Origin of the sequence: Streptomyces sp. CB09001, assembly GCF_003369795.1 — a bacterium.
GTDB lineage: Bacteria > Actinomycetota > Actinomycetes > Streptomycetales > Streptomycetaceae > Streptomyces.
The window spans coordinates 361,958-380,735 of the sequence record NZ_CP026730.1 but is presented as its reverse complement, the minus strand read 5'-3'; the positions used below and the strand labels follow the sequence as shown (position 1 = coordinate 380,735).

General features: G+C 73.4%; 18 protein-coding genes. 11 read left to right on the top strand and 7 right to left on the bottom strand.

Annotated elements, in window-relative coordinates; genetic code table 11:
- Positions 1-6 precede the first annotated feature (6 nt).
- Both C4J65_RS01870 and C4J65_RS01865 read left to right on the top strand, forming a co-directional pair.
- Positions 7-969, top strand: a complete 963-nt coding sequence (locus tag C4J65_RS01870; RefSeq protein WP_115740765.1) for an electron transfer flavoprotein subunit alpha/FixB family protein — start codon at positions 7-9, stop codon at positions 967-969.
- 168 nt (positions 970-1,137) lie between these two features.
- The gene (locus C4J65_RS01865) at positions 1,138-2,436 is read left to right on the top strand and encodes an aldolase/citrate lyase family protein (protein WP_115740764.1); all 1,299 of its coding nucleotides are present in this window, start codon (positions 1,138-1,140) and stop codon (positions 2,434-2,436) included.
- Here the strand turns inward: C4J65_RS01865 and C4J65_RS01860 are convergent.
- Positions 2,417-3,250: a hypothetical protein gene (locus tag C4J65_RS01860; protein ID WP_115740763.1), complete on the bottom strand. Its 834-nt coding sequence runs from the start codon at positions 3,248-3,250 to the stop codon at positions 2,417-2,419. The genes C4J65_RS01865 and C4J65_RS01860 overlap by 20 nt on opposite strands.
- 50 nt (positions 3,251-3,300) lie before the next feature.
- Entirely contained in the window at positions 3,301-4,377 is a 1,077-nt protein-coding gene (locus tag C4J65_RS01855) for a LacI family DNA-binding transcriptional regulator (RefSeq protein ID WP_162832975.1), read from the bottom strand.
- A gap of 215 nt (positions 4,378-4,592) precedes the next feature.
- Between C4J65_RS01855 and C4J65_RS01850 the strand changes: the two genes are divergently transcribed.
- From C4J65_RS01850 to C4J65_RS01840, 3 genes are all read left to right on the top strand, one after another.
- Positions 4,593-5,546 (top strand): ROK family protein, encoded by a 954-nt coding sequence (locus tag C4J65_RS01850; protein ID WP_115740762.1) that lies wholly within the window; start codon positions 4,593-4,595, stop codon positions 5,544-5,546.
- Positions 5,547-5,673: 127 nt separating this feature from the next.
- Positions 5,674-5,868, top strand: a complete 195-nt coding sequence (locus tag C4J65_RS01845; protein WP_115740761.1) for a hypothetical protein — start codon at positions 5,674-5,676, stop codon at positions 5,866-5,868.
- A gap of 166 nt (positions 5,869-6,034) precedes the next feature.
- Complete coding sequence (locus tag C4J65_RS01840) at positions 6,035-7,078, top strand: NUDIX hydrolase (RefSeq protein WP_115740760.1); 1,044 nt, start codon at positions 6,035-6,037, stop codon at positions 7,076-7,078.
- A 109-nt stretch (positions 7,079-7,187) separates the two neighbouring features.
- Here the strand turns inward: C4J65_RS01840 and C4J65_RS01835 are convergent, their stop codons facing one another.
- Positions 7,188-8,543, bottom strand: coding sequence for a dipeptidase (locus C4J65_RS01835; RefSeq protein WP_115740759.1), 1,356 nt, complete (start codon positions 8,541-8,543; stop codon positions 7,188-7,190).
- Positions 8,544-8,687: 144 nt separating this feature from the next.
- Between C4J65_RS01835 and C4J65_RS01830 the strand changes: the two genes are divergently transcribed.
- The 3 genes from C4J65_RS01830 (at position 8,688) to C4J65_RS01820 (ending at position 12,318) form a co-directional block, all read left to right on the top strand.
- Positions 8,688-9,947, top strand: coding sequence for a geranylgeranyl reductase family protein (locus tag C4J65_RS01830; protein ID WP_115740758.1), 1,260 nt, complete (start codon positions 8,688-8,690; stop codon positions 9,945-9,947).
- Between the two features lie 461 nt (positions 9,948-10,408).
- The gene (locus tag C4J65_RS01825) at positions 10,409-11,656 is read left to right on the top strand and encodes a sensor histidine kinase (RefSeq protein WP_115746254.1); all 1,248 of its coding nucleotides are present in this window, start codon (positions 10,409-10,411) and stop codon (positions 11,654-11,656) included.
- Positions 11,653-12,318: a response regulator transcription factor gene (locus tag C4J65_RS01820; RefSeq protein ID WP_115740757.1), complete on the top strand. Its 666-nt coding sequence runs from the start codon at positions 11,653-11,655 to the stop codon at positions 12,316-12,318. Before C4J65_RS01825 ends, C4J65_RS01820 begins: the two co-directional genes overlap by 4 nt.
- Here C4J65_RS01820 and C4J65_RS01815 read toward each other — a convergent pair.
- Positions 12,279-12,563, bottom strand: a complete 285-nt coding sequence (locus tag C4J65_RS01815) for a DUF6332 family protein (RefSeq protein ID WP_115740756.1) — start codon at positions 12,561-12,563, stop codon at positions 12,279-12,281. The genes C4J65_RS01820 and C4J65_RS01815 overlap by 40 nt on opposite strands.
- A 75-nt stretch (positions 12,564-12,638) precedes the next feature.
- Here C4J65_RS01815 and C4J65_RS01810 point away from each other — a divergent pair, with 75 nt between their 5' ends.
- Positions 12,639-13,037 carry a MarR family transcriptional regulator gene (locus C4J65_RS01810; RefSeq protein ID WP_162832973.1) on the top strand — a complete coding sequence of 133 codons (399 nt, stop codon included), beginning with the start codon at positions 12,639-12,641 and terminating at the stop codon, positions 13,035-13,037.
- 24 nt (positions 13,038-13,061) lie between these two features.
- On the opposite strand, the gene C4J65_RS01805 is transcribed toward C4J65_RS01810, so the two are convergent.
- The 3 genes from C4J65_RS01805 to C4J65_RS01795 form a co-directional block, all read right to left on the bottom strand.
- Positions 13,062-13,802 carry a maleylpyruvate isomerase family mycothiol-dependent enzyme gene (locus tag C4J65_RS01805; RefSeq protein ID WP_115740754.1) on the bottom strand — a complete coding sequence of 247 codons (741 nt, stop codon included), beginning with the start codon at positions 13,800-13,802 and terminating at the stop codon, positions 13,062-13,064.
- Positions 13,803-13,881: 79 nt separating this feature from the next.
- A complete protein-coding gene (locus C4J65_RS01800) occupies positions 13,882-15,054 on the bottom strand; it encodes an MFS transporter (RefSeq protein ID WP_115740753.1) in 1,173 nt (390 codons plus the stop codon).
- Between the two features lie 127 nt (positions 15,055-15,181).
- Positions 15,182-16,204, bottom strand: coding sequence for a LacI family DNA-binding transcriptional regulator (locus C4J65_RS01795; RefSeq protein WP_115740752.1), 1,023 nt, complete (start codon positions 16,202-16,204; stop codon positions 15,182-15,184).
- A gap of 278 nt (positions 16,205-16,482) precedes the next feature.
- Between C4J65_RS01795 and C4J65_RS01790 the strand changes: the two genes are divergently transcribed.
- Positions 16,483-17,844 (top strand): sugar ABC transporter substrate-binding protein, encoded by a 1,362-nt coding sequence (locus tag C4J65_RS01790; RefSeq protein ID WP_115740751.1) that lies wholly within the window; start codon positions 16,483-16,485, stop codon positions 17,842-17,844.
- Positions 17,841-18,776, top strand: coding sequence for a sugar ABC transporter permease (locus C4J65_RS01785; RefSeq protein ID WP_115740750.1), 936 nt, complete (start codon positions 17,841-17,843; stop codon positions 18,774-18,776). The genes C4J65_RS01790 and C4J65_RS01785 overlap by 4 nt, the downstream gene beginning before the upstream one ends.
- Positions 18,777-18,778: the final 2 nt, after the last annotated feature.

The window sequence follows — 18,778 nt, the reverse complement described above, 5'->3', positions numbered from 1 at the left end:
AGTCCCATGGCTGAAGTTCTCGTCTACGTCGATCACGTGGACGGTGCCGTCCGCAAGCCGACCCTGGAGCTGCTGACCCTGGCCCGCCGGGTCGGCGAGCCCGTCGCCGTCGCGCTGGGCAACGGCGCCGGTGACACCGCCGCCGCCCTCGCCGAGCACGGCGCGGTGAAGGTCCTGACCCACGAGGCCGCCGAGTACGCCGACTACCTGGTCGTGCCGAAGGTCGACGCCCTCCAGGCCGCCGTCGCCGCCGTCTCCCCGGCCGCCGTGCTGGTCCCGTCCTCCGCCGAGGGCAAGGAGATCGCCGCCCGCCTGGCGCTGCGTCTCGGATCGGGCGTCATCACCGACGCCGTCGACCTGGAGGCCGGCGACGAGGGCCCGGTGGCCACCCAGTCGGTGTTCGCCGCCGCCTTCACCACCAAGTCCCGCGTCTCCAAGGGCACCCCGGTCATCACGGTCAAGCCGAACTCGGCCGCCGTCGAGGCCGCCCCGGCCGCCGGCGCCGTCGAGGCCCTGTCGGTCACCTTCTCCGCCGCCGCCACCGGCACCAAGGTCACCTCGCGCACGCCGCGTGAGTCGACCGGGCGTCCGGAGCTGACCGAGGCCGCGATCGTCGTCTCCGGCGGCCGCGGCGTCAACGGCGCGGAGAACTTCGCGATCATCGAGGCGCTCGCCGACTCGCTCGGCGCGGCCGTCGGCGCCTCGCGCGCCGCGGTGGACGCGGGCTGGTACCCGCACACCAACCAGGTCGGCCAGACCGGCAAGTCCGTCTCGCCGCAGCTGTACATCGCCTCCGGCATCTCCGGGGCGATCCAGCACCGCGCGGGCATGCAGACCTCGAAGACGATCGTGGCGATCAACAAGGACGCCGAGGCCCCGATCTTCGACCTGGTCGACTACGGCGTCGTCGGCGACCTCTTCGACGTCGTCCCGCAGCTCACCGAGGAAGTCAAGACCCGCAAGGGCTGAACCTCCCCCCCGCACCGCACACCGAGGCCCCCGGTGACGTCCACGGACGTCGCGGGGGCCTCGGCGTGCGCGCAGGATGGTGTTGACCGGCGAAGACTCGCCAGATAACTTCACTCTACGGATAAGTGATTCCGTTCAGCGGAAAAATGAACATCAGGAGGGTGTCGAATGGGTCAGCAGGAGAAGGTGGCAACGAGCCTCGCGGGCGCCGTCGGCGAGGAGATCAGTGCCTCCCTCGCACCGGTCGACGCGGAGCTGGAGCGCCGCTACCCCGGAGACCCGGGCACCCGCCAGCCCGTCCACACCGTCTACGTCCCCGGTGACGTCTTCGCCGCCGACACGATCCGCTCCTGGGGCGACCGGGCCCTCGCCGCGCTCGACGAACACGCCCCCGACGCCGCCTCCTTCGCCGCCGTCCTCGGCCTCGGTGACGACCTCGCCGAGCCCGTGTACACCCGTGTGCGCGCCAAACTGGAGCGCGAGCCGATAGAAGACCTGCGCGTCGACTTCGAGGACGGCTACGGCAACCGCACGGACGCCGAGGAGGACGAGGCGGCCGCCCGCGCCGCCCGGCTGGTCGCCGAAGCGTACGGGCAGGGCACGGCCGCCCCGTACATGGGCATCCGCATGAAGTGCATGGAGGCCCCCGTGCGCGCCCGGGGCATCCGCACCCTCGACGTCTTCCTCAGCGGCCTGATGGAGGCCGGCGGCCTGCCCGACGGACTGGTCCTCACCCTGCCCAAGGTGACCTACCCCGAGCAGGTCACCGCCATGGTGCGGCTCCTGGAGGCCTTCGAGAAGGCGCGCGGCCTCACGCCCGGCCGGATCGGCTTCGAGATCCAGATCGAGACCAGCCAGTCCATCCTCGCCGCCGACGGCACCGCCACGGTCGCCCGCATGATCCAGGCCGCCGAGGGCCGCGCCACCGGCCTGCACTACGGCACCTTCGACTACAGCGCCTGCCTCGGCGTCTCCGCCGCCCACCAGGCCAGCGACCACCCGGCCGCCGACCACGCCAAGGCGGTCATGCAGGTCGCCGCCGCGGGCACCGGCGTACGGGTCTCGGACGGTTCCACCAATGTCCTGCCGGTCGGCCCCACCGCGCAGGTCCACGACGCCTGGCGGCTGCACTACGGCCTCACCCGCCGCGCCCTGGCCCGCGCCTACTACCAGGGCTGGGACATGCACCCCGGCCACATCCCCACCCGGTACGCGGCCGTCTTCGCCTTCTACCGCGAGGGCTTCGAGCAGGCCGCCGCCCGCCTGGCCCGCTACGCCAACCGCACCGGCGGCGACGTCATGGACGAGCCCGCCACCGCCAAGGCCCTCAGCGGCTACCTGCTGCGCGGCCTGGACTGCGGCGCCCTGGACATCGGCGAGGTCGCCCGGCTGACCGGACTGACCCGAGCCGACCTGGAGGGCTTCTCGGGCCCGCGACGCGGCGACCTCACGGCATCGGCGCAGTAGGCCCCGTCGACGGCGTCCGGCCCCCGGCGAAGGGATCCTCCGGCCCGGCGCCCACGTACCGTTCCAGGCCGGACGTCGTCACCCGTTTCTCCTCGGCGAACAACAGCGTCCCCCGGTCGCACGGCCGCCGGTCCGCCCGCGCCCGCGCACAGAACTCCTCCGGTGTCGCCCCGAACAGCTCCCGCAGCCGGGCCGACCCCCGCAGCAGTTCGGTGATCAGCGGCCGCTGCGCCCCCGGATGCCGCCGCGGCGCACCGGCGCCGTCGTGCAGGACGCCGTGGCGGTTGACGTACGCGTACGCGCCGCCCAGCACCGAGCCGTCCCCCTGCTCGACGCGCACGTCGGGCGCCGGCAGCCGGACGCGGTCGAAGTTGCCGCCCGCCATCGGCACGCCCTCGCTCGCGTCGATCACCGCGAGCTGCTCGGCGTCGAGCCACAGGACGAACAGCTCCCGTACGGTGCCCGGGGCACTCACCGGCGAGGCGGACACGTAGCCCATGCGGCTCACGTGCGCGGAGACGCCGATGTCCAGTCCGGTGACCCGGGACCTGACCATCGGGATCGGCGCGTCGATCCCGAACTCGGCCATCTTGTGCCGCAGCTGTGCCGGGCTCGCGTTGGACCCGATCGCCAGCACCGGGACCCGGCCGTCCCCCTCCCCGTACACCGGCCGGTCCAGCGGCAGCAGCCGGTCCCCGTCCAGCAGCCCGGACTCCCGGGGCCACACGCCCGGGTACAGCAGCGGCTGCTCGCGTGGCACCCCGGCCAGCCCGAGCGCCCGCAGCGTCCGGTCCTCGCCGGGCGGTTTCGACACGGTGTGATGCTCCTAGTGGCTGTCGCTGTCGCTGTGGCTTGGCTGTGCGCTCAGCCCGACGGCGGCAGCTCGCCCGAGCCCCGGGTGACCAGCCTGGTCGGCAGTTCGATGCGGTCGGGGGCGAGGAGGGAGCCGTCCAGCTGCCGGAAGAGCCGCTCGGCGGCGGTGCGGCCGAGGGCGGCCGCGTCCTGCGCGACCACGGTGACGCCCGGCTGGAGCAGGTCTGCCAGCTCGATGTCGTCGAAACCGACCAGGGCGACGCCCCGGGTGTGCTCGGCCAGGACCCTGATCACGGTGACCGTCACCCGGTTGTTGCCGGTGAAGATCGCGGTGACCGGCTGCGGGTCGGCGAGCATCTCCTCGGCCGCCCGGCGCACCCGCACCGGATCGGTGACACCGAGGGACATCCAGGAGTCCTCGAGCGGTATGCCGGCGTCCTCCATCGCCGCCCGGTAGCCGCGCAGCCGCTCGGCGGCGGTGTGGATGCGGGGCATGTCGCCGATGAAGCCGATCCTGCGGTGCCCGTGCGCGATCAGGTGGGCCACCCCGTCACGGGCACCGCCGAAGTTGTCGGAGACCACCACGTCCGCGTCGATCTGCCCCGCCGGACGGTCCACGAACACCGTGGCGACGCCCGCCTTCAGCTCGGGCTCCAGATACCGGTGGTCGTCCCCGGCGGGGATCACCACGAGACCGTCCACGCGCCGCGCGCACAGCGCGAGCACCAGCTCCTGCTCGCGGTCCGGGTCCTCCGCGCTGGACCCGTTGATCAGCAGGGCGCCGTGGGCCCGGGCCACCTCCTCCACGGCGCGGCTGAGCGGCCCGTAGAACGGGTCCGCCAGATCCTCCAGAACCAGGCCGATGCTCGCGGTGCGGCCCTTGCGGAGCACCCGCGCGCTGTCGTTGCGGCGGAAGCCCAGCGCGTCGATGGCCTCCTGGACGCGGCGCTCGGTCTCCGGAGTGACGCCGGGCTCCCCGTTGACCACCCGGGAGACGGTCTTGAGGCCGACCCCGGCGCGGGCGGCGACGTCCTTCATGGTCGGGCGATTGCCGTAACGGTTCCCGGGGAGCCGGTCTGCGCGGCGGGTCGTGTCGGGCACGATGCGGTGTCCTGTCCTGTCGTCCACGGGAATGCGTCGGCTCCTGCTGTCCGGGGGGATGTGTCGGTGATGGGCTTGTATGAGGATGTGGCGTCGAGCATAGAGCCTGGACAACGTTGTCAGATGCGGGAGACACTGTCCAACGCACTCCGCCGGTCCTCGTCCCCACCGCGGGACCGGTCGCTGCGCGCTCTTGGGTACGACATTTTTCGCTTTCGGTCCGACGGGGAGATCCGACTCTGATGCACACCGACCTCGTGGCAGCGCTGGACATCGGCGGCACCAAGATCGCCGGCGCACTGGTGGACGGCCACGGCCGCATCCAGGCGCGCGCACAGCGTGCGACACCCGCCCGGGAGGACGGTGACACCGTGATGGGGGCCGTCGAGGCCGTGCTCGCGGAACTGACCGCGTCGCCCCTGTGGGACCGGGCCACGGCGGTCGGCATCGGCAGCGCCGGCCCGGTGGACGCCTCGGCCGGCACGGTCAGCCCGGTGAACGTGCCCGGCTGGCGCGACTACCCGCTGGTCCGGCGGGTCCGGGACGCCGCCGGCGGCCTGCCGGTGGAGCTGATCGGCGACGGTGTGGCCATCACGGCCGCCGAACACTGGCAGGGCGCCGCCCGCGGGCACGACAACGCGCTGTGCATGGTGGTCTCGACCGGCGTCGGCGGCGGCCTGGTGCTGGGCGGCCGGCTGCACCCCGGACCGACCGGCAACGCGGGCCACATCGGCCACATCAGCGTCGACCTGGACGGCGACCCCTGCCCGTGCGGAGCGCGCGGCTGCGTGGAGCGCATAGCGAGCGGCCCCAACATCGCCCGCCGTGCCCTGGAGGCGGGCTGGCTGCCCGGTCCCGGGGGCGACACCTCCGCCGCCGCGGTCGCCGCCGCGGCCCGCCTCGGTGACCCCGTCGCCGTCGCCTCCTTCGAACGGGCCGCGCAGGCGCTGGCCGCCGGTATCGCCGCCACCGCGACCCTCGTCGAGATCGACATCGCGGTGGTGGGCGGGGGAGTGGGCAAGGCGGGGGACGTCCTCTTCGCCCCCCTGCGCAAGGCCCTCACCGACTACGCGACGCTGTCCTTCGTCCAGCGCCTCGCGGTCGTCCCCGCCCAGATGGGGACGGACGCCGGGCTGGTCGGCGCGGCCGCCGCGGCCCTGTCGAGGACGGCGGCCGTGACCGCCGCGCACGTCTGAGCCCCGCGCATGTCTGAGCCCCGCGCATGTCTGAGCCCCGCCGCGGCGGCCGGGACGGACTCCGGGCCACGGGCGACTCCCGCTGTCCTGCCCGTGACCCCGGGGCGGCGGCGTAGTTGAACGGGGCATGAAGAAGCGCAGCATCCTCGCCCTCGCGACCCTCGCCACCGGCTTCGTGGTCGCGGCCGTCAGCCCGTCCCACGCCGCCCCGAGCGACCTTCCGCTCAATCTCGGGGTGGACGACACCGTCAGTACCCTGGAGGACACCGTCGCCACCGAGAGCCTGACCCTCGACGACGACGCCCTGGGACAGCTGGGCTGACACCCTGGACCGGGCCGGCGCGCCCGGTCGGGGCCACACGGCGCCGGTGCCCCGAGGGGGCGTCGGCGCCGCTGTCATATGCCCTTTCCCACGTCACAGGCCGGGCTGGTTTCCGTGGCGGGGTGAAGCGGGCAAGCCACAGTGGGCCAACAGAAGAGGGGGACCTGTGACCGTCGTCTGGATCAACGGCGCGTTCGGTGCGGGGAAGACCACCACCGCCCGGGAACTGATCGAACTGATCCCGAACAGCACGCTCTTCGACCCCGAGGTCATCGGCGGGGCGCTCGCGCACCTGCTGCCGCCCAAACGCCTGGCCGAGGTGGGCGACTTCCAGGACCTGCCGATCTGGCGCCGACTGGTGATCGACACGGCGGCCGCGCTGCTCGCCGACCTCGGCGGGACGCTCGTGGTCCCGATGACCCTGCTGCGCCAGGAGTACCGGGACGAGATCTTCGGCGGTCTCGCCGCCCGCAGGATCGAGGTCCGGCACATTCTGCTGGCCCCGGCCGAAACGATCCTGCGCGAGCGAATAGCGAGCCGCGAGGTACCGCGGGACCTCCCGGACGGCGAGCTGCGGGTACGGCAGTGGTCCTACGACCACATCGAGCCCTACCGCGCCGCCCTCGCCTCCTGGCTCACCGCCGACGCCCACCCCGTCGACACCGGTGCCCTCACCCCCCACGAGGCCGCCGCCCGGGTCGCCGAGGCCGTCGGCTCGGGTGCCGCGCCGGCCTGCGAGATCGTCCAGACACCGGAGCCCACCGGCGAGACCGTCGCCGCCGGCGTCCTGCTCTTCGACGAGCGGGACCGGGTCCTGCTCGTCGACCCCACCTACAAACCCGGCTGGGAGTTTCCCGGCGGGGTAGTCGAACCCGGCGAGGCGCCCGCCCGCGCCGGCATGCGCGAGGTCGCCGAGGAGACCGGCCTCAGCCTCCCGGACGTACCGGCCCTGCTGGTCGTCGACTGGGAACCACCGGCCCCTCCCGCCTACGGCGGTCTGCGGCTGCTCTTCGACGGCGGCCGGCTCGACGCCGCGGACGCCGACCGGGTGCTGCTGCCCGGCCCCGAGCTGCGCGACTGGCGCTTCGCCACCGAGGACGAGGCCGCCGACCTGCTGCCCCCGGTCCGCTACGAGCGGCTGCGCTGGGCGCTGCGGGCCCGGGAACGCGGCGCCGCCCACTACCTGGAGGCGGGCACCCCGGTCGGCTGACGCCGGGCCACGGCCCCCGTACGTCCGCGCCGAGGGCGACGGCCCGGTCCCGGTCGACGTCGGGCGCAGCGAGCGGCACACACCCGTCGACCAGAGACCGCGCCCCGGCTCAGCCCGCCGCGTAGTTGCGCAGGAAGTGCGCCTCCGCCACCGACAGCCGCTCCAGCTCCTCGGGGGACACGCTCTCGTTCACGGCGTGGATCTGCGCCTCCGGCTCGCTCAGGCCGATCAGCAGGATCTCCGCGTCCGGGTAGAGGGACGCCAGGGTGTTGCACAGCGGGATGGAGCCACCCTGACCGGCGTACTGCATCTCCTCGCCGGGGTACGCCACCGCCATCGCGTCCGCCATGGCCTGGTACGCGGGGCTTGTGGTGTCGGCGCGGAACGCCTGGCCCTGGCCGATCTGCTCGACGGACACCCGCGCGCCCCACGGCGTACGTGTCTCCAAGTGGGCCTGGAGCAGCTTGGTGGCCTCGGCGGCGTCCACGCCCGGCGGCACCCGCAGACTCACCAGCGCCCGTGCGCCCGCCTGCACCGACGGGGTGGCGCCGACGACCGGCGGGCAGTCGATGCCGAGCACCGTGACGGCCGGCCGCGCCCAGATCCGGTCGGCGACCGAACCGGAACCGATCAGCTCCACGCCGTCCAGCACCCGCGCGTCCCGGCGGAACTGCTCCTCGTCGTAGGCCAGCCCCTCCCAGGTGCTGTCCGCCGCCAGACCGTCCACGGTCGTCGAGCCGTCCTCGGCCCGCAGCGAGTCCAGTACGCGGATCAGGGCGGCCAGCGCGTCGGGCGCCGCACCGCCGAACTGCCCCGAGTGCAGGTTGCCTTCGAGTGTGTCGACCTTCACGCGCAGCATCGTCATGCCGCGCAGCGTGGAGGTGACCGTCGGCAGACCGACCCGGAAGTTGCCCGCGTCGCCGATGACGATGGTGTCGGCGGCCAGCAGCTCCGGGTGCGCCTCCGCGTACCGCTCCAGGCCCCCGGTGCCCTGCTCCTCGGAGCCCTCGGCGATGACCTTGACGTGCACCGGCACGCCGCCGTTCGCCTTCAGCGCGCGCAGCGCGAGCAGGTGCATGAGCACGCCGCCCTTGCAGTCCGCGGCGCCCCGCCCGTACCAGCGGCCGTCGCGCTCGGTCAGCTCGAACGGCGGAGTGTCCCAGCCCGCCTCGTCCAGCGGCGGCTGCACGTCGTAGTGGGCGTAGAGCAGCACCGTCTTCGCGCCCTCGGGCCCCGGCAGATACCCGTACACCGACTGGGTGCCGTCCGGCGTGTCCAGCAGCGCGACGTCCTGGAAACCCTCGGCGCGCAGGGCCGCCGCTATCCAGTTGGCGGCACCCACGCTCTCACTGCGCGGGAACTGGTCGAAGTCGGCCACCGACTTGAAGGCCACCAGCGCGGCGAGTTCCTCCTTCGCGCGGGGCATCAGCGAAGCGACGGTCTCGGCGACCGGATTCGACGACATGGGCACGCTCCTTGTGGGTGCGACGTTGTACCAAGGAGTACTTGGAATGACGGGCCGATCCTCCCACAGTGGCCTGCGGCGATGCCCGCCGTAGGATGCGGGGGTCAGGTGCGGCATGCGGTTTGATCGGAGCAGTAGACCATCGTGAGCAGCGAGAACTCTTCGGCGGACGACGCGCGTCAGGTCTGGGACGTGGTCGTGGTGGGCGCGGGACCGGCGGGGGCCTCGGCCGCCTACGCGGCGGCGGTCGCGGGGCGCCGCGTCCTGTTGCTGGAGAAGGCCGAGCTGCCCCGCTACAAAACCTGTGGCGGCGGCATCATCGGGCCCTCGCGCGACACCCTCCCGCCCGGCTTCGAGCTGCCCTTCCAGGACCGGGTGCACGCGGTGACCTTCTCGAACAACGGGCGCTTCACCCGGACCCGGCGCTCCCGGCAGATGCTGTTCGGGCTGATCAACCGGCCCGAGTTCGACCTGCAGCTCGTCGAGCACGCCCAGAAGGCGGGCGCCGAGCTGCGCACCGGGGCGACGGTGACCCGGGTGGAGCAGCACGGGTCGGCGGTGCCGGACCGGCGCACGGTCGCCGTCGTCCTCCAGGGCGGCGAGACGGTGCTGGCCCGGGCCGTGGTCGGCGCGGACGGCAGCGCCAGCCGGATAGGCGCGCACGTCGGGGTGAAGCTCGACCAGGTCGACCTCGGCCTGGAGGCGGAGATCCCGGTGCCCGAGACGGTCGCCGAGGACTGGAAGGGCCGGGTACTCATCGACTGGGGCCCGATCCCCGGCAGTTACGGCTGGGTCTTCCCCAAGGGCGACACGCTCACGGTCGGGGTCATCTCGGCGCGCGGCGAGGGCGCGGCGACCAAGCGGTACCTGGAGGACTTCGTCGCCCGGCTCGGGCTCGCCGGATTCGAACCGAGCGTCTCCTCCGGCCACCTGACGCGCTGCCGCGCGGACGACTCGCCGCTCTCCCGCGGCCGGGTCCTGGTGTGCGGGGACGCGGCCGGGCTCCTGGAGCCGTGGACCCGCGAGGGCATCTCCTTCGCGCTGCGCTCGGGACGGCTCGCCGGGGAGTGGGCGGTGCGCATCTCCGAGGCGCACGACGCCGTGGACGCGCGCAAGCAAGCCCTGAACTACGCGTTCGCGATCAAGGCCGGGCTGGGTGTGGAGATGAGCATCGGCAAGCGGATGCTGACGGTGTTCGAGCGGCGGCCCGGGCTCTTCCACGCGGCTCTCACCGGTTTCCGCCCGGCCTGGAAGGCGTTCAAGGACATCACACAGGGCTCGACCTCGCTGGGCGAGCTGGTCCGCAGCCATCCGCTGGCGCAGCGGGCGCTGGGAGCGATGGACCGTCGGACCGAGGCGTCCGCCCCGTCCGCGTCGCCGGAGGGAGAAGAGGCCGGCGCCTGACCGGGGACGACCGCCCGTCGGCGGCGGTCCGTCCGGCTCCGGCCGTGGGTGCCCGCCGGGTGGGGACCTGACCGTGAGGCGCACCGGGGCACGGGCCTCGCCAAGCCGGTTCTGCCCGCCGGGCTGCGGCCCGAGACCGTGACGGCGATGGCGGCCCGCCGGACCGAGCCGTCCGGGTTGGTCGGGTCCGAGGTGTTCGGACCGGGCAACCGGGTCGTGGAGGAGCGTGAGACGTTCTTCCGCCGCCCCGCCGCCCCGCCGCCCCGCCGCCCCGCCGCCCCGCCGCCCCCGGCGGACCGCCTCGCCCGTCCGGTCGGCCGGGTGTTCCCCCGGCCGTCCGCCGCGGGTCCGGGCCCATGGCGGTTTCCCGGGCCGTCGAGGTGTGTACTTCGCCGGGAGTACGTGTGGTCACCACGCGCGGGTGACGCCGCTCGCCGGGCCCGGCGTCTAGCGTGGCGGTCATGGACGGACAGCACGAGCGCGCGGGCCGGGCGCCGCAGTGGTGGTGGCACGGGCCCCCGTGGTGGAACCGGCGGGGCGACGGGGAACAGCGCCCCGCCTGGCCCTGGCGCTCCACCGTGCTCGTCACGGCGTTCGTGCTGGTCGGCTCCACCTTCGCCGCCCACGCCCAGGAGGGGGAGCGGGCCGGACTGGACCCCTTCGCGCGCGTGCTGCTCTTCGTGACGGGAGCCGCCCTGCTGTGGCGGCAGCGGTACCCGGTGCCGGTCGTGTTCGGCACGGCGGTCACCACCCTCGTCTACCTGGGCGCCGGATACCCGTACGGCCCGGTGTTCGTGGCCGTCGCGGTGGCCTGCTTCAGCGCGGTCGTCGCCGGGCACCGCAGGGCCGCGTGGGCGGCGATGGGGACCCTGTGGGCCGGGCACGCCCTGGTGGCGCACTGGCTCTACCGGTGGCTGCCACCGTCCGGGGACTCGGCCGCTTCCTGGGGGCAGGAACTGGTGATCGCCACCTGGGTCGTGGCCGTCGCGGCCCTGTCGGAACTGGCCCGGGCCCGCCGCGAGCAGTGGGCGCGGGAGCGGGCCGAGCGGGCCCAGGCGGCACGGCGGCGCGCGGACGAGGAACGGCTGCGGATCGCCCGCGAGCTGCACGACGTACTCGCGCACAGCATCTCCGTCATCAACGTGCAGGCAGGCGTCGGACTCGCCCTCCTGGACACCGACCCGGAGCAGGCCCGCACCGCGCTCACCACCATCAAGGACCAGAGCAAGGAAGCCCTCGGCGAGGTGCGCCAGGTGCTCGACACCCTGCGCACCCCCGGAGACGCGCCGCGGGCTCCGGCCCCCGGCCTCGACCGGCTCCCCGAACTGGTCGAGCAGGCGGCGAGCGCGGGCCTCACCGTCGAGGTGGAGGGGAAACCGCCGCGCCTGTCTCCGGGCACCGGCCTCGCCGCGTTCCGCATCGTGCAGGAGGCGCTCACCAACGTCGTACGGCACTCGGGGTCCCGGCACGCACGCCTCCGTCTCGACCGGGACGGGAGCATGCTGCTGCTGCGCGTCGACGACGACGGTCCCGCGACGGGCGCCGAGGCGGGCGGCAGCGGCAACGGGCTGGCCGGGATGCGGGAGCGGGCGGCGGCGCTGGGTGGCACCATCGAGGCGGGCCCGCGCCCCGACGGCGGCTTCCGGGTCCTGGCGGCCCTGCCGATCGACGTGAAGCACACGACCCACGCGAAGGAGGACGACCGGTGATCCGCGTACTGCTCGCCGACGACCAGTCACTGGTACGGGCCGGTTTCCGGGCGCTGCTGGACGCTCAGTCGGACATCGAGGTGGTCGCGGAGGCCGCCGACGGCGAGGAGGCGGTGCGCTCGATCCGCGAACTGCGCCCCGACGTCGTCCTCATGGACATCCGCATGCCCCTGCTCGACGGCCTCGCCGCGACCCGCCGGATCACCGGCGACCCGGGGCTGCACGACGTGAAGGTGGTCATGCTCACCACCTTCGAACTCGACGAGTACGTCTTCGAGGCGATTCGCTCCGGCGCCTCCGGCTTCCTGGTCAAGGACACCGAACCCGAGGAACTCCTGCGCGCCGTGCGGGCGGTGGTGGACGGCGACGCGCTGCTGTCGCCGGGGGTGACGCGCCGGCTGATCGCCGAGTTCGCGGCCCGTTCCAAGGAGCCCGCGGCGGCCGGCGAGATGGCCCGGCTGACCGAACGGGAGCGCGAGGTGATGGCCCTGGTCGGCATCGGCCTGTCCAACGAGGAGATCGCCCGCCGGCTGGTCGTCAGCCCGCTGACCGCCAAGACCCACGTCAGCCGGACCATGGTGAAACTGGGCGCCCGCGACCGTGCCCAACTGGTCGTCCTGGCCTACGAGTCGGGGCTGGTACGGCCGGGCTGGCTCGGCTGACCGCCGCGCGTGAACCGGACCAGGACGCTCACCACCCGGACGGAGAACACCGCCACGGCGAGCACCACGCCCGCCCCGACGAGCGCCGCGCGCACCCCGCCCGTCGGGCCGAAGAGGTACGCGGGCCCCGCCACCGCACCGAACAGCACGGCCGCCGCGAACGCCGCGCTGCACAGCGCGTAGCCGATCTCGACCGTGACGGCGTCCCGCTCGCCCTGCGTGCGCCGTCCCCCGTGGGCATCCATGGCGGCAAGTATCGCGGAGCGTCGGCGTTTCGGCAGCGCGGTGCCTGCCGCGCGCAGCTCTGCTACGGTGCGCGGATGGCGGCGAAGAAGGCCGAACAGGCGCTCGTGACCCGGTGGCGCTCGATCCTGGTCCTGCACGCCCGCGTCCAGTGCGAAGTCGACCGTGCGCTGCACGGACACGGCCTGTGCGGAAGCGACTTCGAGGTCCTGGACGTCCTGGCCGGCACCCGGGACGAGGACGGCTCCGGCTCCTGCGGATACCGCGTCCAGCAGATCTCCGAGCGGGTCCACCTCAGCCAGAGCGCGCTGTCGCGGGTGGTCGCCCGGCTGGAGAAGGACGGTCTCGTCGAGCGCTCCCTGTGCCCCGAGGACCGACGGGGCGTGCGGGTGGCCCTCACGCCGAGGGGGCGCGCACGGCACGGCGAGGCGCTCCCGGTGCAGCGGGCGGTGCTGCACCGGATGCTGGCCGGCTGACCGCCATCTCCGGGGGCGCCCGTCTCAACTCCAGGTGACGCCCGACCGCTCGCGCCACAACGCGGCGAGCGAGCCGTCGCCGGTCACCTCCGGGAACGGCGTGCGGTTCCACAACGCCGGGTAGAGGCGGGCGGCGGGTCCGGACAGTTCGCAGTCGGCGGTCCCCGCGGCCGCCCGCACGGCCACCGGCGGCTGCGCGGACAGCCGTACGGTCCACACGGCGTCCGGCGCGTCCGTCGCCCGCACCCGCAGCGTGCGGGGCTCCTCGGTGCGCACGGCGCTCTTGGGGCGGGCGTGGAAGGCGCACAGCAACTCGTCGATGCCGTCCACCGCGAAGTCCACGCCGACGCCGGTGGGTTCGCCGCCGCGCGCCGACTCGGCGTCGATTCGGTGCACCGCCGTCTCGTGTGCCTGCCGCCTGGCCCAGAAGGCCAGCGGAGACGGTGCGGACAGGAAGTACCAGCACCGCACGTCGGGCGCGGCGCCGGTGAGGGTGTCGACGAGCCGTTCGTGTCCTTCCCGGAACCAGCTCACCAGCCGGGCGCCGTCGAGGGCGGGCGGGTCGTCGGCACGCCGGGGACCGGTGTGCCCCTCGGCGACGAACGCCGTCGCCCAGCGGTGCACCATCCCCGTGTGCCGCAGCAGGTCCCGCACGTGCCAGCCGGGGCAGGTCGGCACCTCGGCGTCGCTGCCCGCCGCCTCGGCGGCCGCGGCCAGCAACGCGCCTTCACGGTCCAGGATCTCGATGTACGCCGCGGTCTTCATGGCAGGGAGTGTGCCGCATGGAGTGCACTCGACGGCAGCCCTCCCCGGCCCGTTCCCCGGGGCGGCGCCCCCGGCTGGCTCAGCCGGGAACCGCCGCGCGCCGCGTGGCGACCGCGACCAGCACCGCCACCGCCGCGAGCACCGCCACGCTGGTGAGGGCGGCCGGCAGGGACAACCAGTCGGCCATGAAACCGATCGCGGGCGGACCGAGCAGCATGCCGCCGTAGCCCAGGGTGGACGCGGTCGCGACCCCGCTCGGGCCGCCGAGCGCGCCGGCCCGCTCGATCGCGACCGGGAAGATGTTGGCCAGCCCGAGTCCGGTGATCGCGAAGCCGAACAGCGCCGCCCACACGGACGGCGCGAGCGACCCGAGCAGCATGCCGGCCACCGCGGTGGTGCCGCCCGCCACCACCGTGGCCGTCCGGCCGAGGCGTTCCAGCAGCGTGGTCCCGGTCAGCCGGCCGACGGCCATGGCGAGCGCGAAACACGAGTAGCCCGCCGCCGCCAGGCCCGGGGAGGCGTCGAGGTCCTGCTCCAGGTGCAGGGCGCCCCAGTCGGCCATGGCACCCTCGCCGTACGCCGTGCACAGGGCGATCACGCCGAAGGTGACGACGAGGCGACGGGTACGGCGGTCCCGGCGGTGCGGGGTGCCGTCCTCCTCGGAGGTGCGGTCCGGTGGCGCGGCCGGTTCGCAGCGCAGCAGGGCCCGGCCCGCGACGAGGGTGACCAGCAGGCCGGTCACGGTGAGGGCGAGCAGGTGCCGCGTCGGCGACAGCGCCCCGGCGACCAGCCCGCCGAGCCCCGCCCCGACCATGCCGCCGAGGCTGAACGCCGCGTGGAAGCTGGGCATGATCGGGCGCCGCAGTACGGCCACCAGATCGACGGCGGCGCTGTTGAAGGCCACGTTGATCCCGCCGTACGCGCTGCCGAAGACCAGCAGGACGAGGCCCAGAGCGAGCGCGGAGTGGGTGAGCGGGGGCAGGGCGATGCTGAGGCAGAGCAGGACCGCGCAGGCGACGGTGACGGGATGACTGCCGTAGCGGCGGACCAGCCGTCCGGTGAGCGTCATGGTGACCACGGCACCCGCCGAGACACCGAGCAGGGCGAGCCCCAGCGCGCCGGCGGAGGCGCCGGTCTGCTCCTTGATGGCGGGGATCCGGACCACCCACCCGGCGAAGACGAAGCCGTCGAGGGCGAAGAAGGCGGTCAGGGCGATTCGGAGACGGGTGAGGTCGTCGCGGGAGCCCGGCACGACGTTGTGCGATCGGGCTTTGTTTATTTGCGGCACAAAGTCAGGCTAGACGCGGGCCCGGGGGCGCGGCAAGGGTGGCCGGCCCCGGGGCCGGGCAGGCGCCGTGACGTGCGGGCCCCCGGCGTCGTCAGTCGCCCGGTGTCCCCGCCGTGCTCTCCCGCACCACCAGCCGGTGCGGTGCCTTGGCCTCCGTCGGTGCGGGCGCCGAGCCGTCGATCACGCCGAGCAGGGTGCTGACCGCCGTGCGCGCGATCGCGCCCTTGTCCGGGGCGACGGTGGTCAGTGACGGCGAGCTGTACCGGCCCTCCTGGATGCCGTCGACCCCGACGACCGCGATGTCGTCGGGCACCCGTACCCCCGCCCGGGTCAGGGTGTGCATGGCGCCGATGGCCAGCAGGTCGTTGTAGCAGAACACCGCGTCGGGCGGCTCGGGCAGCGCGAGCAGCCGCTCCATGGCCTGGGCGCCGAGGTGGCGGTGGAAGCGCGGGGTGGGGACGATCAGCTCCTCGTCCACGGTGAGCCCGGCGCGTTCCAGCGCCTGGCGGTACCCGGTCGTGCGCAACTGCGCGGTCTCACCGGTGCTGTAGGGCTGGTCGCCGATGGCCGCGACGCGCCGACGGCCGAGCCCGACGAGGTGTTCCGTCGCCTCCCGGGCCGCGGCGACGTTGTCGATCGCCACGTGGTGGAGGCTGCCGTTGAAGATGTGCTCGCCGAGCAGCACGACGGGCACCCGGTTGGTGCGCCGGCGCAACTCGTCCGCGGAGATGGCCAGCGGGCTCAGCAGCAGGCCGTCGAACATCGTGGCCCGGGACTCGCGGCCCAGCAGTTCCCGCTCGCGCTCGCCGTCGCCGTCCGTCTGGTCGAGCATGACCACGTACCCGTGGGTGCGCGCCGCGGTGATCACCTCGCGGGCCAGTTCCGCGAAGTACGGCACGTCCAGCTCGGGGACGACCAGGGCGATCATGCCGCTGCGGCCCCGGCGGAGATTGCGGGCCACCAGGTTGGGCCGGTAGTCGAGTTCGTCGAGCGCGGCCTGCACCCGGACCCGCAACTCGTCGGAGACGGGCACCGAACCGTTGACCACGTTGGACACGGTGCGAATCGAGACTCCGGCGCGTCGGGCGACGTCGCGGAGCGTGGAGCCGGCCATCCAGTTCCCCCTCACGGCCCCCGCGGGGCCTCGGTCGGCAGCATCTCGTGTTCGCGTCGGTGCGGACCGGCGCTGACGCAGGTTGATGTTACTCAGGTATTGCATCGTTGCAAAAGGCGCAGCATCATCTCTGCATCGTTGCAAAGCGAGGCGGCGGCACGGGGCAGGTGCGTACCGCCGCACCGCCGACGACGCCTGCGCGCGTTCACGTCCACCCCTGCTCAGCCACCCCCTTCTCGCGCACCACAGCCCGCATTCCCGACCGAGGAGCCGTGCTCATGTCCAGATCATTCGTCCCGCGGCGTAGCGTGCTGCGCGGCGCACTCGGCGCCGGCGCGCTCGCCGCGACCGCCGGTCCCCTCGCCGCGTGCGCCCCCGGCTCCTCCGGGTCCGAGCCGCGCAAGCTCACCGGGACGCCCAGCGCGTCGGCCAAGGGCGAGATCACCATCTGGAACCGCTCGGGCGACCTGTTCAAGGTCTTCGACGCGGCGATCGACGCCTTCCGCAAGGCCTACCCGGACATCAAGGTCAACCACCAGGCCGTCGACATCGACGCCAAGCTCGCCAACACCCTGATCAGCGGCACCGACCTGCCCGACGGCAGCTTCTGGGACGACGCCAAGATCGGTGGTCAGGTGGAGCACCTGTACGACCTGACGGACCTGATAGCGCCCTACCGCGACAAGACCTCGGCGTACAAGCTCTCGGTCAACACCGTGGGCGGGCGGATCTACGGCGTGCCCTGGGACCTCGACCCCGGGCTGCTCTGGTACCGCGAGGACCTGCTGGAGGACGCCGGTGTCGACCCGGCCGGCCTGAAGACCTACGACGACCTGCTGGCGGCGGCCCGGTCGCTGCGGGAGAAGAACCCCAAGGCCCGCCCCCTGCACATGGAGAAGGACCCCTTCCTCGGCCAGCTCTGGCTGGAGATGCTCGCGGGCCAGCAGGGCACCAGCCTCGCCGACGCCGACGGGCAGGTGCGGCTGGACTCCAAGGAGTACCGCAACGTCCTCAACTGGGTCCGGGACGCCGTCGACGACGACCTGGTCACCCACGCCGAGTACCTCAAGCAGGCCGACCTCGCCGCCCTGGAGAACGGACAGCAGGCCCTGGTCCCCTGGGCCGTGTGGTGGTCCTTCGCCCCTCAGCAGCTGCTGAAGAAGGCCAAGGGCACGTGGCGGGCCGCACCCCTGCCGGCCTGGACCCCGGGCGGGGCCCGCAGCGGCGCCATGGGCGGCAGCAGCTTCATCATCCCGGCGAAGGCGAAGAACCCCGAACTCGCCTGGCTGCTGTACGAGTTCCTGTGCTTCAAGGAACCCGGCTACAGCGCGGTGTACGGGCCGAGCGAGGTCTACCCGGGCGGTCTGACCACCTCCGTGCCGAGCTACGGGCCCGCCCGGCGCCCCGACAAGCCGCTGTTCGAACCGGTGGCCGCGCTCGGCGGACAGGACCTGTGGAAGGTCGCCGTGGACGCCGCCGACACCATCCCGTCCGCCGCGCCGATCCCGGCCTGGTGGGCCAAGTCCGTCGACTACCTCGGAAACAACCTCCAGCGGCTCATCGAGGGGAAGATGGCCCCCGACGACGTCATCGACGACTCCACCAAGAAGATCCAGCGCAACCTGGTGGACCGCGCATGACCTCCGGCACCCTTACCCCGCCGCGCAAGGAACGGGCGGCGCCCGCCACGCCGAGCCCCGCCCGCCGCTCCCGCCGGGGGCCCTTCCTCGCGCCGTACCTCTTCGTCGCGCCGTTCTACGTCGTCTTCGCGGCCTTCGGCCTCTACCCCCTCGTCTTCGCGCTCCAGTTGAGCTTCACCGACTGGAAGGGCGCCGGCGAGGCCGACTTCATCGGCCTGGAGAACTACACCTACCTGCTCACCAGCGAGGAGTTCTGGTCCTCGCTGGGCAACAGCGCCGTGATGTGGCTGCTGATCGTCCCTCTCCAGATCGTCGGCGGCCTCGCCGCGGCGGTGCTGCTCGCCAACGCGCGGCTGCGGCTGCGGGGCATGTTCCGGGTCGCCTTCATCGCGCCGTTCGTCACCCCGCTGGTGGCGATGGCCCAGGTGTGGATCGTCGCCTTCGACACGGACTACGGGCTGGTCAACCACCTGTTCAACCTGGTCGGCCTGCCGGACATCGACTGGCTCCAGTCGACCGCCTGGGCCAAACCGACGCTGGCGCTGCTGTTCCTGTGGAAGACCACCGGGTTCGCGATCATCATCCTGCTCGCCGGGCTCCAAGCCGTGCCCTCCGACGTGTACGAGGCCGCCGCCCTCGACGGGGCTTCCCGCAAGCGGCAGTTCTGGTCGCTGACCCTGCCACTGGTCCGGCGCAGCATCGCCTTCCTCGTCGTGGTGCAGACCCTCGCGGTGTTCCAGATGTTCGCCGAACCCTTCGTCGTCACCCAGGGCGGCCCGTACGGCTCGACCACCACCGGCGGGCTCTACCTCTACAACCACATCCTGGCGTCCGACCTCGGGACCGGCGCCGCGAACTCCTTCCTGCTCGTGCTGCTGGTGTTCGCGCTGTCCCTGCTGTCCGTGCGCCTGCTCCGCTCCAAGGACGAGTGACC

Bases quoted from the DNA above. Each gene is read 5' to 3' on its own strand.
- C4J65_RS01825 (WP_115746254.1), top strand. From the start codon at position 10,409: ATGGACGGACAGCACGAGCGCGCGGGCCGGGCGCCGCAGTGGTGGTGG.
- C4J65_RS01835 (WP_115740759.1), bottom strand. From the start codon at position 8,543: ATGTCGTCGAATCCGGTCGCCGAGACCGTCGCTTCGCTGATGCCCCGC.
- C4J65_RS01865 (WP_115740764.1), top strand. From the start codon at position 1,138: ATGGGTCAGCAGGAGAAGGTGGCAACGAGCCTCGCGGGCGCCGTCGGC.
- C4J65_RS01845 (WP_115740761.1), top strand. From the start codon at position 5,674: ATGAAGAAGCGCAGCATCCTCGCCCTCGCGACCCTCGCCACCGGCTTC.
- C4J65_RS01850 (WP_115740762.1), top strand. From the start codon at position 4,593: ATGCACACCGACCTCGTGGCAGCGCTGGACATCGGCGGCACCAAGATC.
- C4J65_RS01810 (WP_162832973.1), top strand. From the start codon at position 12,639: ATGGCGGCGAAGAAGGCCGAACAGGCGCTCGTGACCCGGTGGCGCTCG.
- C4J65_RS01790 (WP_115740751.1), top strand. From the start codon at position 16,483: ATGTCCAGATCATTCGTCCCGCGGCGTAGCGTGCTGCGCGGCGCACTC.
- C4J65_RS01795 (WP_115740752.1), bottom strand. From the start codon at position 16,204: ATGGCCGGCTCCACGCTCCGCGACGTCGCCCGACGCGCCGGAGTCTCG.
- C4J65_RS01870 (WP_115740765.1), top strand. From the start codon at position 7: ATGGCTGAAGTTCTCGTCTACGTCGATCACGTGGACGGTGCCGTCCGC.
- C4J65_RS01815 (WP_115740756.1), bottom strand. From the start codon at position 12,563: ATGGATGCCCACGGGGGACGGCGCACGCAGGGCGAGCGGGACGCCGTC.
- C4J65_RS01785 (WP_115740750.1), top strand. From the start codon at position 17,841: ATGACCTCCGGCACCCTTACCCCGCCGCGCAAGGAACGGGCGGCGCCC.
- C4J65_RS01805 (WP_115740754.1), bottom strand. From the start codon at position 13,802: ATGAAGACCGCGGCGTACATCGAGATCCTGGACCGTGAAGGCGCGTTG.